This is a genomic window from Halobacteriovorax sp. DPLXC-1 (assembly GCF_036903125.1).
Taxonomy (GTDB): Bacteria; Bdellovibrionota; Bacteriovoracia; order Bacteriovoracales; family Bacteriovoracaceae; genus Halobacteriovorax_A; species Halobacteriovorax_A vibrionivorans.
Map to the genome: position 1 here is coordinate 1104153 of NZ_JAYMCO010000001.1, position 17147 is coordinate 1121299.

A 17147-nucleotide genomic window follows, 5' to 3' on the forward strand; every position below is an offset into this window, starting at 1 on the left:
ACCTTAATTACCAAATACTCCAAGGACCATTAAATGCGGTAAAATTACCTTTTTGGTGAGTGATTTCTATATAAGTACTTGTAATTATTGTTTTGTCATTTGTCTAAATCTATCTTTTGCTAGTTGACTGCTAAGGATCGTACCCATTCGTAAAAAGGTAACTCCATCGTAGTTTCCAAAGTAGAGTGCATCTGCAATATTATCCCAAGCTTTGTGATCGTGGAGAGTACCCGCTAAAGCATTTTCTCCTAAGATACGTACGCCTTGTCTTTGTGCTTCTTGAGCAACCCAGAATACTAATGCCTTCGCATAGCTTTGAGCATTTGTTGGACCTTCAAGATTATTCATTTCTAAACAAGTAAAATGAAAATTTAATTGATGAAAGTCTTTCTCTTTTCTAAGTTCATTGATAATACCGATAATTCTATTATAACCATGACCTGTTTTATCACTAAAGATATCTTGATCAGTTGATATCAGTCCTGCATTAAGCTCTGCCAATCGATCAGCACCTGGTGCAACTCGCCAGTGTATTCCTGGTACTTTAAAGCCTAATTGAATATGGGCCTCTGATCTAAAGGTATCAATGGCCGCTCCAAGAATTCTCTTTCCGTGCTCTCGTAAACTTTTAGAATACCAATTATAAAAGTCCTTACCATAATTAGTATGCTGTTCTTGAGCTGGAAAAAAGAAGAAAGGATTAGGAGGTGCAACTTCTTTGAAAGAAGATAGATTAAAGCCCCACATGAAGTTTACAGTATCAATATTAGAATACTTATTTCTAACGTAGTTTCTAAAGCTTTCTACTGCTAGCTCAGAGTAGGCTTGAAGCGCTCCACGTGTTGGATAACCTGATCCATTATCGTGTGAATTATATGAAGGATAGCGAAGCTCACCGGCAGGGCCAAGGCTTACATTAATTTCATATATATCTTTCATCTTATGTGAAAAGTTCATTTTAAATGAGCCCATGACCTCATAAAATTCATTGATCGCTTTGTGGGTAGACCAAACAGATAGATATTCTTTTGAAAAGTTTCCTTGCTCACTTTTAGACATGGCACTCGCACCATACTTTTGCCATAACCAATTTGGGATTGGTACATCACATGTATCACCAACGTTACCACCACATTGATGGAATGATAGAATCGGAACCCACTTAAGGCCAGAGTCTATAATAAGATCACTCAACACTTGATAGTATTGCCAATTGAATTTATTATCTTCTTTTTCTATTAGTCCCCACCAGATATCAGTACTAACTCCTGTTGCTCCTAGGGACTTTATTTCATTTAATTGATCTTGAAATTTTCGTAACTCAGCTTTTGAATATTCAGATGACAAGTTATTTGGATCACCTATGATTAAAGGGGCCATGACATTGAATACTTTTGCCGAAGTCGTTAAACAATACAATGTTAGAAAGAGGGAGAGTAAAGCTTTAGATTTCATGTCTTACTTATAGCGATACTTCTCCCTAAATAATAGATATTTTGAATTTTTTATAGATTATTAGATTTTAAGATATCGTCCACTTTTGCTGCAAATATAAAATCACTTTCCACTAAGTCATCAATTTTATGTGTCCAAAGATCAACTTTCAGCTTACCAAAGCTTACGTGTAGATCAGGATGGTGCCATTGCTCATCTGCAACCTTTGCGATTTCATTTGCAATTTTCATTGGTTGGTCAAACTTTTCGCAATCAACTTCAAGAGACAGCCTTGTTTTATCATTAGTGAAGCTCCAACGTTTGTCGATTTGCTCTTTAAGGCTTAGTTTTTCCTCAAGAGGTAGGGGAGGTACTCCTCCTTGGCAGGGTATACATGTTTTCTCTTTCAATGAAGTCATATTTCCTCCTAAAAATTTACGAGTTCATAAAGGTCGATTGCTGGCTCCTCATAGGGATGGGCCGTTCTTAACGCCTTAATTACTTCTTTAACTTTATCATCAGGACAAATCGTTTCCACCTTAAGTTCTCTTACTTTTTCGATAATTCCGGATTCGCCAATATGGGGATTTGCTTGATTATTTGGACGAAATTGACCGATACCTTCTGTCTCAAATGAACATTTGTCATAGTTTCCAATGGTTCCAGCACCGGCATTAAAGATGGCCTCTTTTACTTCTTGTGCGTCATCTACAGGAACAAAAAATACTAGTTTTTTCATTATTAACTCACTTTTTTTTTGATCAAAAACTTAACAGTACTCTATAAAATATACTTGATATCTACTAATTAATCTAATTCTTGATATAAATGACTCTCAACAATTACTCCCCAAGAAAAAATAAAAGTTAATCTTAATGATGATTTAATTTCATCTTAACTAGGGGGATATATGAAAAACATTCTAATTTTAATTGCCACTTTAATTTCTTATTCTGCATTTGCTTCAAATGTTGATTTTCCAGATTACACTTGTAACGTTTCAAAGTACTCGGATGACACTGTTTTTGGTGAGGAATTTGAAATGAAAAGAGACAATTCTAGTCGTTACAATCTAATGAGTACTGTTGTAGATAATATTGAGTTTAAAGTTGCTCTTGTCGATAAAGCTTCTGGTCCACAAGCATCTTTTACAACAAATTATAAAGATCAAGGGATTCAGGTTTCTTCACAACAAGACTTTAACGGAGTACAGATTATTTTTGGGCCGACTCATCAAGTTGGGACTACAGGCTATATTGTAACTTGTGATAGAAGTTCACTAGATTGGTAATAAATATAGGACCTGCCTAAAGCAGGTCCTTTCTTATTAAATAAGTTCTTTGATTTTTGAAGTGATTTTTTCATCTCTTGGATCAATGTCAGGAAAGTATCTTTCAACAATTTCTCCATTTGCGTTTAAAAGGAATTTTTCAAAGTTCCAATGTATATCATGAGCTTGTCCTGAGATTAGACCTTTGCTTGTAAGTAATTGCTCAAAGTCTGGTTTGTCATTTCTTACGGCCTCTTTTTTCCCTTCTGTTAAAGCTTGATAGAGTGGGTGTTGACCTTCTCCTTTAACAACAATCTTTTCATTCACTGGAAATGTTACGTTGTACTCCATTGAACAGAAATTTTGAATTTCTTCATTAGTACCTGGCTCTTGTTGTAAGAACTCATTTGCTGGAAAAGCAAGAATTTCAAGTCCTTTATCTTTGTATTCAGAATATAGTTTTTGTAGCCCTTCGTATTGTGGTGTAAGTCCACATTTTGAAGCAACATTGACTACAAGATATGCCTTAGCATCAAAGTCCTTAATTGTTTTATCTAGGCCTTTTCCATCTTTAAATTTAATTTCATTTATATTTGTACTCATGTGATAACCTCCATAGTTTTAACTAATAGAGGTTACCATAAAGATTTATTTAGAAAAGTTGTGGCGTGCCAATTGTAGCTTTTTATAACTTTCAATTAACTTTAGATGCTTATCAATACCTACAAGACTAGAATTTGTCTGAGTTAGGCCATCAAAGCGATTCTCTAGGGTTAATGTCTTAGTTACTCGCTCCATTAATTCAGGGCCATACATCTTAGTGAAGCTTTCAAGATAATCCGCTATTTCAAGATCATCTGCCAGTTCTATATCAAGTGCATTATTGAGAGCCTGATAAAAGCGTCTTCTTTCTATTGTATTATCGTTGAATGTACCAAGCATTTCGACGAGATGTTTAGCTTCTTCATAATTTTGTAGAGCAAGATAACCAAGTGCCTTGAGTTCTCCAATAACTAATTGTCCCGATACAGTACTTTCATCAAATGCAACTCCGATTAACTCAGAAATTGGCATGTAATTATCAAGCTCACTGTCTTCAAGTCGTTCAATTAGTGAACTTAGGTCTTCATTGTTTAAAGAGTGGAGATTTAAAATATCTTCTCTGAAGTCTAGTGCTTGATTATGGTTGTCCCAAATCAGATCTTCTGGTTGATAAATTTCAGAGTATTCTGGAACAAGAATACGACAAGCACTTGCTCCTAACTCGTTATAATCTGCTATATAAACTTCTTTACCTAGCTCTTCTAAGATTCCCATTAGATATTGATATTCTTCTTGAGTTGAGCCTGAGAAATTCCACTCGTTAAATTCGTATTGTGGCCTAGCACCAAAGAAGCGCCAAGAGATAACTCCTGTTGAATCAATAAAGTGATCAACAATATTATTGTGTTCACGAATAGCAAATTCATTAAATGTTGGAGGGAATGTGTCATTCATCCCTTCAAAGCTTCGACCTTGTAGAAGTTCTGTCAGGCTTCTTTCAAGTGCCACTTCAAAACGTGGGTGAGCACCAAAGGATGCAAATACACCTCCATTTCTTGGATTCATGAGAGTCACACACATGACAGGAAACTTACCACCTAAAGAAGCATCTTTTACAACAATTGGGAAACCAGCTTCTTCAAGTTTGTTAATCCCTTCAAGTATTGTTGGATACTTTTCTAAAACACTTTTTGGAACATCCGGTAGTGTGATCTCTTCTGTAATAATTTGATTTTTTACAGCTCTTTCAAAAATTTCTGAAAGACATTGCACACGAGCTTCATATTTTGTATTTCCAGCACTCATTCCATTACTTACAAATAAGTTCGCAATGAGGTTGGACGGTATGTAAATCGTTTGGCCATCAGAATGACGCTCAAAAGGTAGTGCACAGATTCCACGTTCTTTATTTCCTGAGTTTGTATCAATTAAATTTGAGGCCCTAAGCTCGCCACCGTTATCGTAAGCATTAAGAAGTGTCTCATCCATTAATCCAGTCGGAATAGACTCATCATTTGGAATCTCAAACCATTTCTCATTTGGGTAATGAACAAATTCTGCATTAGCGATATCTTCACCAAGGTAATAATCGCTGTAGAAATAATTCGTGCTAATACGCTCTAGATATTCACCTAGAGCAGAAGCAAGGGCCGCATCTTTTGTGGCACCTTTTCCATTTGTAAAACACATCGGAGAGTCAGCATCGCGAATGTGAACTGACCAAACATGAGGAACTTGGTTTCTCCATGATGCAATTTCAATTTGAATTCCCAGGTTTGCTAGAAGTCCTGTCATATTCTTTATTGTTTCTTCTAAAGAACAATCTTTACCTGGAATCATCGTCTTGGTTTCATTTACTTCGTAGTCAAGTTTGACATCGTTACCAAGTATTTCTTTTGCTTCTATCTTAAAATCAATTTCATTTTGAATAACTCGCTTAACAGTACATCGATTCATTGAAGCAAGTATTCCTTTCTTATCTTTTTCAGATATTGAAGCTGGAAGCTCGGCATGTATAACAAATGATTGCTTGTAGCGATTATCAGGGTCCACTATATTTTGCTGACTTATACGAATATCCTCTGTAGGGATATCTCTGCTTTTACAATAGACCTTTGCAAAATAAGCAGCACACATGGCCGAAGAGGCCAGGAAATAGTCATAAGGGCCAGGAGCTGTACCATCTCCCTTGTAGCGCACAGGCTGATCAGAGATGATTTTAAAATCATCGAAACTGGCTTCAATCTTTAAATTATCGAGGTATCTTACGTTTACTTGCATAAGGCAGATATAGCAGTATTTAAGGTGATTTACAGCTATTTCCCCCCATTCCTATAAGTTTTACCCTAGATCATACGTAACTTCTTTTTAGTTGGCCTAGAATTAGAAAATTGGATTGTTTCAAATGAGGTAAGAGAGTCGCTGGAGCTCAACATCATTGCTAGATAATCATCAAATTCGCTTCCTCTATCCAAATTGTTAGACGTAATTTCAGTATCTTGAGCCTCTTCTAATTCTGTGATTAGCTTCTCTAATTCATTTAGTATCATTCTAGCTTTTAAGTTCTTCATATATTCCCCTTTGTATATCTCTATACTGCAGCTTGTTGTCTTCAATTAGGAGAGGAGAATTCTGACTTTTTGACTTTTCTTAACTTGCAAAATCTTGTCATCGATGGTTTTTATTGCGAATATGTCTTTCGCTAATTTAAAGGAGAATTAAATGAAATCACTCGTTTTGATGCTGGCATTGTTGCCTGCTTTAGTATTTGGTTATAGTAATCCAGATGCTAAGACTCTTATGAATGAATACCAAGAGTTTCGCTCAATGGTATCAAATATGGAACACGATTACCTAGTTGGTGGTTGGTATAAGGCCAAAGACTTTGGTGATACAACTGTTATGTGGCTTCTTAGTGATGACTTAACAGACCGTGAAGTTATTAGATTTTTTAGAAAGAAAGATGATGGCTCAGTTTTTACTGTTACTTACCATCGTTCAGACTACATTGTAGATGGTCGAATTGTTCTTCGTCGTTTCGTTGGCCCAGAGCCAACTGGTTGGATTAACCACACTATTGATTTCGAAACAGGTGAGCACTTAGGCTCACAAGGTTGGTGGCCATTCTTTGATGAAAGCGACCATGACTTTATGAAAAAGTGGGGATTCCACTACTAATATCAGGGCCTTAAGGGCCCTTTTTTTATGTCAAAATGTCAGAAAACTGACCTCTAAGTTAATCCTTTTTTCATTTATTCTTATCCTATAACAACTTGAGGAGAATAATATGAAAACGGTAAAAACAGCACTCATTACATTATCAATTGTAAGTTCAGCTTCTTCAATAGCAGGCTATAATCAGCTCTGGTATATGAAGGGTGATATCGAGGAAGCTTACACAAACCTAAAAAGTCGTGTTCGATCGATTGGTGGTGTTGGTAGTCGTGTTAATTACTTTGCGAAAGGAAATTTTGAAAATCTCTGTTCAGAATATTCTGATTTGGAAAATGAGTTTAGTTCCTTGAAGAAAGAGTTTAAGGAAAATTTTCTAAATGAATCAAAGAACTTTAAATTTGGAGAAAGAGAGGATGTTCTTTCTAGCATTGATAAAATTGATGATACATTAAAGCATTACTCTGAACTTAAGAATGATTGTTTAAATAAATCACGTATTACGAGTGAGAGAGCATATGAGGTTAGTTGGAGTTATGAGCGACTTTCTAAGCTCCAAGAGAGTATGCTTCGTTTAAAAAAGAACTTTAATAAGTATCTAGAGTACGCCGGAATGATAAAGGATTATGATATTAAGAAGAATGAAGGGGCTTATATTGGTCATCGTGGATGGAAGACTGGTTTTAAAAAATGTACGGTAAATGTCAGTGCCAATCATCAAGGACTAAATTATCGCTATATAGATGAAAATCGAAAGATTGAAATGAATATTAGTTATGAGAATATTATCAAAGAAGATTATGTGGACTTATCGGATGAAGTCTTTAAGGATTTTTCTAGTGAGATTACGGGATGTCGAGAAAATAATCTTTTTAAAGAAGAAGTTGGATATACGAATGGAGTGTTAACTTCATTTTCAATAAAGAAAAGAAATATTGGTAAAACTTCAGGTCTTGGAGGAATGGCAAAATGTTTAAGATTAGCATATGATGATTTCAATTCGTCTAACTCTGAGGCCTTTCAATGCTATGGCCTTGAGAAAATAAAATTTTAAAAATAAATTAATACTCTGATTTAACTCATAATATTTTAAAATCTCCTTTGATATTTTTAATTCATAGAAATTTCAAAGGAGTTTTTGTGAAAAAAACATCAATCGTTTCAATTTTATTTTTTTTAATGTTTAGTTCTCTCTCATTTGCAGAGGGAAATTCAATGGTTCGTGTAAGGGCCTTAAGCGTAACCCCTGATGTTTCAGACAATATCGGTGGTAATATTGCAATTAATAATGAATCAGTTCCAGAGATCGACTTCTCTTACTTCTTCAATCAAAACTTTGCACTTGAGTTAATTCTTGCAACAGCAACTCATGATGTAAACCTCAATGGAACAGGAAGCCTTGGTAGCGTTTCTTTACTACCTCCAACTTTATTAGCGCAATACCATATGGAATTTGGAGACTTCAAACCATATGTAGGTGCTGGTATCAACTATACAATCTTTTATGGAGAGGTACCGGGAGATATGGTCTCGACAAAGTATGATGATGCATTTGGATATGCCTTACAACTAGGAACTGATATCAAAGTTGCTCAGAATTTATATCTCAACCTTGATGTGAAAAAGCTTTACTTACAAGCTGATGCAACTGTTGATACAGGATCTGGTGTTGTGAATGCTGAAGTTGATATCGACCCTTTACTTGTAGGGATCGGTATTGGTTTTAGATTCTAGTTTCTTGAAGGGTGGCCATAACACTTGGCCACCTTCTCTTTTTTAACTTGTCCTTTTATTTCTAAGAGCTAAACTATTTCTATGAAAGAAATAGATATTCAAATCTTAAATTCGCAAGACTTTAATAAATACTATTATAAGTATAAGAACGATGTTTTTGAAGATGATCATAGTTATGTACTATGGGATATTCTGTCAGAAACAGAACTTTCAAATGTAAAAAGACTCCAAGAAAATTTAGGAGAACCTTTTAAGTTATGTTTGGCCGCCTTTGATAAAGAAGGAAACTTCCTTGGCTGGAGTTGGGGATATCAAGAAAGTAGTACAACATTTTATATGTGTAATTCAGCAGTACTTCCACAATATCGAAGACAAGGTATTTATGGGGCCATTTTAGACAAGTGTCTGGCAATTCTAGAAGCGGAAGGATTTCAAATGGTCTATTCTCGCCACTGTGCTACGAATAATTCTGTTATTATACCTAAACTTAAAGCTGGCTTTTTAATTTCAAAAATGGAGCTAGATGATAAGTTTGGTGTATTGATACATTTACACCACTATTTTAATGAGAAGAGAAAAAAGGTCATGGATTATCGCGCCGGACAGATTAAGCCCGACGCAGATATTAAGAAGTTATTTAAAATTTAGCGTACACAATAATAAGAATACACCTTAGTATTTACTGACCATGGGTTTCTTACTGGTGTCGGATTCATAAGACCTGGATGATAAACTTTTCCACCACTAATGGCCCAAACCGTTTGTCCAATTGAAACACCTCCATTCCAATCACCATAAGCATCAATAGCTTCTAGTTCATTTGCATTAGGAAGTCTTGCATAAATATTGTCACAGGCTCTTTCTGCTTGTCTCATTGAAGTCGCTCGACCTACTGATCCGTTATGTGTTCCTACAATTGTAAGATTGCGACGTCCTATTTGTACCGTTGCTGGAAACTTTGTTCTTTGAAAATCTTCAAACATTGTAGAGGCAATTTGAGACATGACAACAGACGGTTGTCCTTGTCCTTGATACGTTTTCGTCGACCCATCAGAACTTACTAGAGTAAGTGTGACCTGAATTCCGCCACGGCAATTTGGTGCATATGAATAAGATCCATATGCCATATAGTCTACTAAAGCTCCTGCATTATTTGGAATCCATCCTGGACGTTGTCCATTATTTATAGAGTCCATAATGTAGCGAATATTATTCATATGGACGAATTCTAACTTACGATTAACCACTGGAAAATTACGATAATAACTATCAAAATATGCCTTAAGAGTATTTTCTAGAGTTACATCCATATACTTATATTGTGTAGCAAGGCGCACATTCTTGTCATATAGAGCATCGAAAGTAACAAGAAGATCCAAGGCTTCATCTCCCTTTGCTCCAGATTGCATAAGCTGAGATGCTAATCCTGTCATTTCACGCATATATTCAGAACGTGTTTGAGAATAAGCTTGTTTGTATGCACACAAGTCTGCTCCTCTTATAAAGGGGATTGAGGCCCAGAGACGAGCTGCTTGAGAGTGTGCACTAACTCCTATTAAGAGAATAAGTGCAAGGGATTTGAGTTTCATAGATTTCTCCAATTTTATTTTATTGCGATCTTAAAAATGCTTCATAAATACAAGCACGAATTCTATCTTTACCCTCAGGTAACTTCTTACATTTGAATTCAGTTTTTGTATTATTTCTAGGTCTCCATTCAAAGTTGACCATGAAAGTTCCTGTTTCACGATTCCAAGAAGGAAAGACCATTAGTCCACCATTTGAATCATCGCCTTCGTGCATTCTAATAACAAGCTTTGTTATTAGATGTCCAGCAATCGCTCCTGCAAATACATCTGATAGCCAGTGTTTTCTATCGTGTAGGCGTCCATAAGATGTTAGAGCGGCCACACCGTAAGCTAAATATGGAACGACTTTATTATCTTTATAAATTTCTGCAAAAACTGTTGCAAATGACCAAGCTCCTGAAGAATGACCTGAAAAGAATGACTTTCCAGTTGTTCCAAAAGCATATGGCCCTTGGTCAGCATTTGGTCTTTGTCGCCCAAAGCCTTTCTTGAATGCTTCCGTTACAATCTGAGTCGCAATTTGACTCGTTAAAACATAGAGTCCTGCCTTTTTAAGTTTTCCATCTTTTATAACAACACCTAAAAAGTATGATCCGGCGGCTGCTCCTCCAAGGATCATTTTGTCGTGATTATTTGTTGGGTAGACGAGTTTTTCAGTAAAGCCATTCTTATGATCTTGGACAAAGTCCATTGTTTCTTGGTCAGAGCCAAACATAACAAGTCCAAGTGAAGTGGAAGCTGCTAGCATTAGAAGCTCTTTATCACTTAAACCTAGTGGTATGAAATATCCTTTCTTATTATTAGATGAATCAAATTTACGAAGGTAATTTGAGAACTCTTGTGGCGACATTCCACCATAAATGGCCTTGTTTCCAATTCGCCCCTTAATTCCTTCCATTCTGTCGATATTCTTTTGTTCTTCTTCACTACAGCCTTGTATCGTATTCTTACAACTATAGATTTCATCAAGCATATGCTTGGCATTTGAGCGAAGATCTAACTCGTTTTCATCAACTGTGACACAACCTTCATAGCGCCATTCACAATTCTCCTTATAGATAGATTGAAAATTAGCATTATTCCAGAATACTTCATCTGATTGTGAATTATTCGCATGGACAACTGTTGCTGATACTAAGGTTGTTACTAATAAACTCTTTGTGACGATTGCTTTTAATGTTCTCATAACCTTCAATATAGGAAAAATAGAGTAAATCGTGTTCATTTTTGTAAATTCTCTTCACAGAGAACAAAGTTTAGACAGTCTTAAGGTTCTGTTTTTACTTAAGAAAAATATTACATGGTGAGATGCTAGTTCTTTATTTATTTCGTATAAGACTTGTAAAACAAACGAGGAGTACCAAGTGAATAATTTAGTAATTACATTCTTATTATTAATCTCAGCATTGAATGTAGCTGCCTTTTCTGGTGCAGAGGCAAAATTCGTATCAAAGCTAAAGAAATTAGACGGAAAAACAGGAGTCACTTCAACTAATACAAATGATACAGGAACAGGTGAGTGTAGTATTGAAGTTGATTCTTTGGCCGACAGCGTTAGCCTCTACTTTAGAGATACTGGATATTATTTTACCCCTGTGGCCCATGCTTTTTCTGACTCAGCTGAGCTTGTCGATGCTAACACGCTACTTGTTTCTGAGGACTCTAATCGCCCAGGAGGTGATGCTTGTGGAAGTTATGGAGGAGAAAGTGGTTACAAGAAAACAATTACTCTAAATGGAGATTCAGTCACTATTAGAGAGACATTTCGCTGCTTTTTATTCAAAAAATACGACTTTAGTTTCACTTGTAAGCTATAAAATTTAGTAAAATTTTTTAGGTAAATAAGGGAGTGTATAAGCTCCCTTTTTTGTTAAATTAGTTAAGCTTCAGATAATTTTTTAAAGTATTTCTATATTTTAAGTGTTTAATTAGCCTAAATAATGTATATTTTATATTATGAGTGTTGATGAATATATAGTAGTTACTCGGTATGTAACTATCTTCGCATTTTCATATTTCCTATACCAAGCTTCAATTGGTGCCTATACTTATCGGAAGCACCTAAATGTGAAGGCTTTCTGGCCTATTCTTATGTGTCTTTCGGCTGGAGCTTATGCCGTTTTAATTGCTGTAAATACTCATGTCTCAGATCCTAAACTTTCTAATTTCCTCTTAATTACGTATTGGTTCTTCGCATATTGGACTTATTATTGTTACCTAAAGGCGATAGAGGGTTTTTTTGGATATGATCTTAAAAAGCTGTGGTTCTCTAAGTTCTTTTGTGTGGCCCATTCGGTCTATGTTGTCATTGGAGGTTTTCTTTACCTCTTCACTTCAATTGATTTGATGTTTAAGCCTCGAGAAATTCCACCTTCAACACTTTTTACAAAAGCATTAAATCTACAAATCTATCCCAGTCTTTTAGTTGTTCTAATAGGCGTTATGGGACTAGTCGTTATTCTCTACTCTACTATTGTCGTGTGGAAGGAATTAAATAGACGAAACAAGAACGAGTATCTTTTTAAAACAGGATTAATCGTTACTTTATTTGCATCGATATGGGATACGTCTATAGGGACAGAAACAATTGGTTATCTTGTTCCTATCTATTATCTGGGCTACGTTTTTGAATCCATGCGATTTAATATTTATTACCAGGATTTGGCTTTTACAAAGATGTATAACCTTGAAAAAGATATGGTTAAGCTCTCTAAAGTCGCCCAATTTGGCTTCGCTTCAGCTAGTATTGCTCATGATATTAGAAATCATCTCTTTGTCTTAAATACGGCAAATAATCGTTTAGAAAAAGAATTATTAGAAGATCAACGCCGATATACAGAAAAACTCCGTAAACATATTGCAAAGATTCTAGAGGTTACTGACCTCTACATGAATATCTTTAAGAAGAATTATGATTCTCACAAAGAGAGAATCAAAATCTCAGATGTCACAATGGAAGCAATTGATCTTGTACAAGAAAAGATTGATAAGCATAAGGTGAAAGTAGAGCTTGAGATTGATGATTTTGATATAGATGGCAATGAAACAGAGCTAAGCTTGTGTTTAGTTAACTTGATAAAGAACTCACTTGAAGAGATAAAAACAACAGATACACCTTGGATAAAGGTCATTACTTCATCAAGTCAGCGATTCATTAAGATTGTTGACTCTGGAAGTGGGATTCCAAGGGATCAGTTAAAGAATATCTTTGAAATGGGTAAGACTACAAAGAAGGACGGCTCAGGTTTTGGTGTAGGCTTGGCCATCACAAAGCAAATCATTGAAAACTCAGGATATCAACTTCTGGTTGAGGAAGATTCAGAAAATACCACATTCGTGATAAATTTTTAGGGTTTCATTTATAGTATTTTATTCTTAGGCATGCTGTGTTACTGATAGGCTAAATATTTTGTAATATTAGGGAGCTTAATATGAATATCTTAAAATCTATCATTCTACTGAGTGCTTTTTCTGTATTTGCACATCAGCCACAATCAACTTTTATTATCACTAATGATGCTCAATTTGGGACCGTTATTGGTTTCAGTGACTCTAGCTTCAATTATGATGTAAACGATACAAAGAGAGAAAGACAATTTTGCTTTGTCGGTAATGTAAATGAAGTATGTGCTCAAATTGAGCAAGCTTCTTTTGATATGAATGGTCGTTATTATCAAGGATCTCATGATCGTATTGAATTACTTAGCTGTGAAGTAAAGGTTCAAGATGATTATCGTTTAAAAGACTATATTGAAACGACATATAACCTAAGCGATGACTACGGGTCAGACTTCACTGTAACTCGTAAGATTGAGACATGTCTTAAAAATTAGGAATTCTCAAATAACTTTAAGGCCCATTCATTGGGCCTTTTCTTTTATATTTTCCAATACTTATTAAATTTTAATTGGTCTGACTTATAAAAAGTCAGAATGTCAGGATAATTATATTTAGCTTAATTTGTCTTCCTATAATCTAAGTACAAGAAAGGGGAGGCGACTAAGAGAATATTGGAGAATTCCAAATTCAAGTAAAATTAGAAGCCAATGATTATTCTAGAACAATGTTTTGGGGAGAATATTGTTTCAATAAGCCTTGTCTGTAAGATTGGGGAGTTTTACAGACATCAAAGGCAGATACGCTAGGTATCGAGATAAGATTACACTATTTGGGGAGAGTGATTATAGTGTAATTTTAGGTACCTAGTGTATTTTTCTTTTTTAAATACTCAAGTAAATAACTCGGGATACCGATACGTTAGTATCAAATTGTGAGGGAAGATGGCGAAGTATTTAATTCTTTGTTTAATAGCATTTTCAATTCAAGCTAGGCAGGTCGTAACTTATTGTTATGAAACAGATGATGGTAAGGCTGCATCAGCAACTTTGATTAAATATCAAGGAAAGTGCATGCTCGTGACAAATGCTCACGCGGTTAAAAATACAAAGAATAAGGTCGTCATTAAGCCAATTCCAAATGATTTAAGGGCCAACAATGGCCTTGCTCAAGCTCAGAGCTTAGCACCTGGTAATTCAAGGTTCCATTCAAATCAAACAATCAAAAAAGATCTTCTTTGGAAGTATGAAAGAAGGTTCTTTGATGAAAGTTTAAGCCAAGAAGTTGAAACAGAAGTTCAAGTATTTGATACCACAAAAGATCTGGCAATTTTATCTGTGCCATCAGAAATAAAAAATGGGGTTTGTCGTGACTTAGAGCCTGTTTGGGAAATGTCACCTAAGCGCCTTAAAGAAAAGTCTAAAAGTGTAATGACTATTGGTTGTACGAAAGAAAAGCGCAATCAAGAGATGTACCCAAAGGTTTCTTATACTGATGAAACTATTTATGAAAATGGTAATTTAAGGCCAACGTTTAAAAAAGCTTCATTTAAAGAAATTGAATCTGGCTACGATGGTAAAAAGCTTCTTCACTTTTCTAATTTGAAGGCAAGCTTTGGACAAAGTGGTGGCCCAACTGTTACGCAAGATGGCCTTTTAATTGGTCTCCAAACTCAATCCGATTTAAAGCAGGATAAAACCTTTGTCATCTCATTTGCAGATATAAAAAACTATGTTGAAAACCCAACGCAAAATAATAGTGAAAACGAATACGAGAAGGCCCAAAAGCTCGATCAATTAAAGACTTCAGGCGAGGGAACAGGAACTTCAGGTGAGGGAACAGGAACTTCAGGCGAAGGAACTGGAACTTCAGGCGAGGGAACGGGAACTTCAGGCGAGGGAACAGGAACTTCAGGCGAGGGAACAGGAACTTCAGGAGAGGGAACGGGAACTTCAGGCGAAGGAACGGGAACTTCAGGCGAGGGAACAGGAACTTCAGGCGAGGGAACAGGAACTTCAGGCGAGGGAACGGGAACTTCAGGAGAGGGAACGGGAACTTCAGGCGAAGGAACAGGAACTGGTCTTCAATGCTTTAATTATAATGACATTGGTGAGTTCATGCCACGAGAAGGGCTATTCTTAGAAAGTATTGGCGATATTCTTATTGGAATGGATACTCGTTTTTTAAGTGATCCAGGCCTAGTACTTAATTATGCAGATGATGCTATTCGTATAGAAAGAGATAGTGAGGGGTATCCTCCATTACAGATTCGTAAAAACAACTTACAAAATATGCTCGGTACTTATTCTTTTAAAGATTCAATCCATAAAGTTGCTCAAAAAGATGAAGAAAACTTGCAAGGGTGGGAATATAGCGAACAAGGTGATTCTCCAACTGAAATAAGTCTTTCAAAAAATGAAGATGAATCCTATACGTTAAAGATCAATATCGATGATCACTTTACGACAAAGCCAATGAATCAATTCTTTGATGGAGTTCATATGGGTAGTTATAAAGATAACGACGAGTACAAAGTAACTTATTCAGATGATTACAAAACTATTGAATTAAAAAGTGAAAACGAAGTATTGCGATGTGAAAATAAACACTATATGAAATTATATTGTAAAGGAAAGTATTCAGTATTTTCTCTCTCAACTGATCGACTTAGTCGAAGAGATAGAGAAGCGAATTTCAGATACGTTCAAGGTGCAAATGGGCCTAGAATTAAGAATCACTTCTACTTTGGTGAAGGGAGAGTGTCTAATGACTAGGCACTGTCTAAAATTATCACTTATTTTAATTTATAGATACTCATAATTTCAGGTGGTTAGAGTTGAAGGGTTGGCATTCTTCTTGCTTTTAAAAGGGCAGGGGGAAATATGATTAAATCTAGAAACGATTACCAAGTTTACAGTAAATACGTTAACTATCACTTTACTGATCAGCGCTCAAAATTCTTAAAGTATAAGAGTGACTCAAGTCTTTCTAGTTTTGAAAAGAAACTCCTTAATGCACGCACACAAATTAAAGATAAGCGTTGGAATGAATGCTTAGAAGATCTTGAAAAAGTACGCTCTGAAGATATTTTCTTAATGGGTGAGCGCTACCTTCAAATGGCCCATATTTGTCTATTGCAATCACGTTATGAAGAAAGTGCAACTTTTGGAAACCTTGCAGTTCGCTACTTTGAAAAATGTAATGATGATATTGGACTTTTTAGAGCACATTTTAATTTAAATGCGGCTTTTCATCGTGCAGGCCTTGATTCATTAGCAAAATTCTACTTATCACAAGCTAAGAAATATACTTCAACAAAGAGAGAAGAGTTAATTGTAGCTAGAGCAGAGGCGACTTTTCTTGCTCTAGAATTAAACTTTGATGAATCTATCAAAATTCTTGAAAGAATAGAAAATGAAAATAGTGATGTGGACAATCTTGAGAAAGATCTATTTAGAATTGTTGCCCAAGATATTTATTTTAAGGCAGGAAGAGTAGAGAAAGCATTTTCTCTACTAGAAGAGCTTCTTCCATCTAAAGTTGTTACAAGTAAAGGACGAGTACTATTCAGTTATCACTTGATGAATTTTTATACAAATGATGTAAAGATTCCAAGTAAGCCAGATACAGTTGAGAAGATTGAAGAATTTAGTTTAAAATGGGATTTCATCGTAGCACTTAAAAACGGTGAAAATGAATTAGCAAAAGATATTTGGCAAGACATCGTTTCAAAATGGCCATCTCTTTATGCACATGGATTTATTTGTAAGGATGCTAATGAAGAATGTTCAATCTTTATGAAGGTTGTAAACTCTTTACTTGTATCAGAAGAAGTCGAGAAGGTTATCGATTTAAGTAAAATAAGAGGAAAGAAGGCAAAGATACTTTTACAAACTTTATCTCAGTCTAAGACACCTCTAAGAAAAGAGATTCTCATTGAAAAAATTTGGGAATCAACATATTCACCAAGTCTTGATGGACGTTTTTATAAGCTAATTGAGCGTGCAAAGAAAATGGTGGATGTAGAAATTAAAAATAATAATAATTCATATTTTATAGCAGGATAGTCT

General features: G+C 35.4%; 18 protein-coding genes. 10 read left to right on the forward strand and 8 right to left on the reverse strand.

Features of this window, described 5'->3' with window-relative positions; all coding sequences use genetic code 11:
• Positions 1-84: 84 nt before the first annotated feature.
• Genes VCM44_RS05385 through VCM44_RS05395 form a run of 3 tightly spaced genes read right to left on the reverse strand, consistent with a single transcriptional unit; the run spans position 85 to position 2173 of the window.
• Positions 85-1455 (reverse strand): family 14 glycosylhydrolase, encoded by a 1371-nt coding sequence (locus tag VCM44_RS05385; RefSeq protein WP_334678223.1) that lies wholly within the window; start codon positions 1453-1455, stop codon positions 85-87.
• A gap of 50 nt (positions 1456-1505) precedes the next feature.
• Complete coding sequence (locus tag VCM44_RS05390; RefSeq protein ID WP_114705225.1) at positions 1506-1853, reverse strand: 4a-hydroxytetrahydrobiopterin dehydratase; 348 nt, start codon at positions 1851-1853, stop codon at positions 1506-1508.
• Between the two features lie 8 nt (positions 1854-1861).
• Positions 1862-2173: an NGG1p interacting factor NIF3 gene (locus tag VCM44_RS05395; protein ID WP_114705224.1), complete on the reverse strand. Its 312-nt coding sequence runs from the start codon at positions 2171-2173 to the stop codon at positions 1862-1864.
• A gap of 171 nt (positions 2174-2344) precedes the next feature.
• On the opposite strand from VCM44_RS05395, the gene VCM44_RS05400 reads away from it, so the two are divergent.
• Positions 2345-2725: a hypothetical protein gene (locus tag VCM44_RS05400; RefSeq protein ID WP_334678224.1), complete on the forward strand. Its 381-nt coding sequence runs from the start codon at positions 2345-2347 to the stop codon at positions 2723-2725.
• 36 nt (positions 2726-2761) lie between these two features.
• On the opposite strand, the gene VCM44_RS05405 is transcribed toward VCM44_RS05400, so the two are convergent.
• From VCM44_RS05405 to VCM44_RS05415, 3 genes are all read right to left on the reverse strand, one after another.
• Positions 2762-3307: a glutathione peroxidase gene (locus tag VCM44_RS05405; RefSeq protein ID WP_334678225.1), complete on the reverse strand. Its 546-nt coding sequence runs from the start codon at positions 3305-3307 to the stop codon at positions 2762-2764.
• A 45-nt stretch (positions 3308-3352) separates the two neighbouring features.
• Entirely contained in the window at positions 3353-5527 is a 2175-nt protein-coding gene (locus VCM44_RS05410) for an OsmC domain/YcaO domain-containing protein (protein ID WP_334678226.1), read from the reverse strand.
• Between the two features lie 65 nt (positions 5528-5592).
• Complete coding sequence (locus VCM44_RS05415) at positions 5593-5817, reverse strand: hypothetical protein (RefSeq protein ID WP_334678227.1); 225 nt, start codon at positions 5815-5817, stop codon at positions 5593-5595.
• 151 nt (positions 5818-5968) lie between these two features.
• Between VCM44_RS05415 and VCM44_RS05420 the strand changes: the two genes are divergently transcribed.
• From VCM44_RS05420 to VCM44_RS05435, 4 genes are all read left to right on the forward strand, one after another.
• Positions 5969-6424 (forward strand): hypothetical protein, encoded by a 456-nt coding sequence (locus VCM44_RS05420; protein WP_334678228.1) that lies wholly within the window; start codon positions 5969-5971, stop codon positions 6422-6424.
• Positions 6425-6533: 109 nt separating this feature from the next.
• Positions 6534-7472, forward strand: a complete 939-nt coding sequence (locus VCM44_RS05425; protein WP_334678229.1) for a hypothetical protein — start codon at positions 6534-6536, stop codon at positions 7470-7472.
• 86 nt (positions 7473-7558) lie between these two features.
• Positions 7559-8152, forward strand: a complete 594-nt coding sequence (locus tag VCM44_RS05430; protein ID WP_334678230.1) for an OmpW/AlkL family protein — start codon at positions 7559-7561, stop codon at positions 8150-8152.
• Positions 8153-8233: 81 nt separating this feature from the next.
• Positions 8234-8800 carry a GNAT family N-acetyltransferase gene (locus VCM44_RS05435; RefSeq protein ID WP_334678231.1) on the forward strand — a complete coding sequence of 189 codons (567 nt, stop codon included), beginning with the start codon at positions 8234-8236 and terminating at the stop codon, positions 8798-8800.
• Here the strand turns inward: VCM44_RS05435 and VCM44_RS05440 are convergent.
• Positions 8797-9741 (reverse strand): hypothetical protein, encoded by a 945-nt coding sequence (locus VCM44_RS05440; protein ID WP_114705216.1) that lies wholly within the window; start codon positions 9739-9741, stop codon positions 8797-8799. The genes VCM44_RS05435 and VCM44_RS05440 overlap by 4 nt on opposite strands.
• Positions 9742-9760: 19 nt before the next feature.
• Positions 9761-10927 (reverse strand): phosphatase PAP2 family protein, encoded by a 1167-nt coding sequence (locus VCM44_RS05445; RefSeq protein WP_334678232.1) that lies wholly within the window; start codon positions 10925-10927, stop codon positions 9761-9763.
• Positions 10928-11105: 178 nt separating this feature from the next.
• Between VCM44_RS05445 and VCM44_RS05450 the strand changes: the two genes are divergently transcribed.
• The 5 genes from VCM44_RS05450 to VCM44_RS05470 all read left to right on the forward strand — a co-directional run bounded on the left by VCM44_RS05450 (position 11106) and on the right by VCM44_RS05470 (position 17144).
• Positions 11106-11558 (forward strand): hypothetical protein, encoded by a 453-nt coding sequence (locus VCM44_RS05450; RefSeq protein WP_334678233.1) that lies wholly within the window; start codon positions 11106-11108, stop codon positions 11556-11558.
• Positions 11559-11697: 139 nt separating this feature from the next.
• Positions 11698-13092 (forward strand): sensor histidine kinase, encoded by a 1395-nt coding sequence (locus VCM44_RS05455; protein WP_334678234.1) that lies wholly within the window; start codon positions 11698-11700, stop codon positions 13090-13092.
• Positions 13093-13172: 80 nt separating this feature from the next.
• Positions 13173-13574: a hypothetical protein gene (locus VCM44_RS05460; RefSeq protein ID WP_334678235.1), complete on the forward strand. Its 402-nt coding sequence runs from the start codon at positions 13173-13175 to the stop codon at positions 13572-13574.
• A gap of 447 nt (positions 13575-14021) precedes the next feature.
• Positions 14022-15851 (forward strand): trypsin-like peptidase domain-containing protein, encoded by a 1830-nt coding sequence (locus VCM44_RS05465; RefSeq protein ID WP_334678236.1) that lies wholly within the window; start codon positions 14022-14024, stop codon positions 15849-15851.
• 108 nt (positions 15852-15959) lie between these two features.
• Positions 15960-17144 (forward strand): hypothetical protein, encoded by a 1185-nt coding sequence (locus VCM44_RS05470; protein WP_334678237.1) that lies wholly within the window; start codon positions 15960-15962, stop codon positions 17142-17144.
• Positions 17145-17147: the final 3 nt, after the last annotated feature.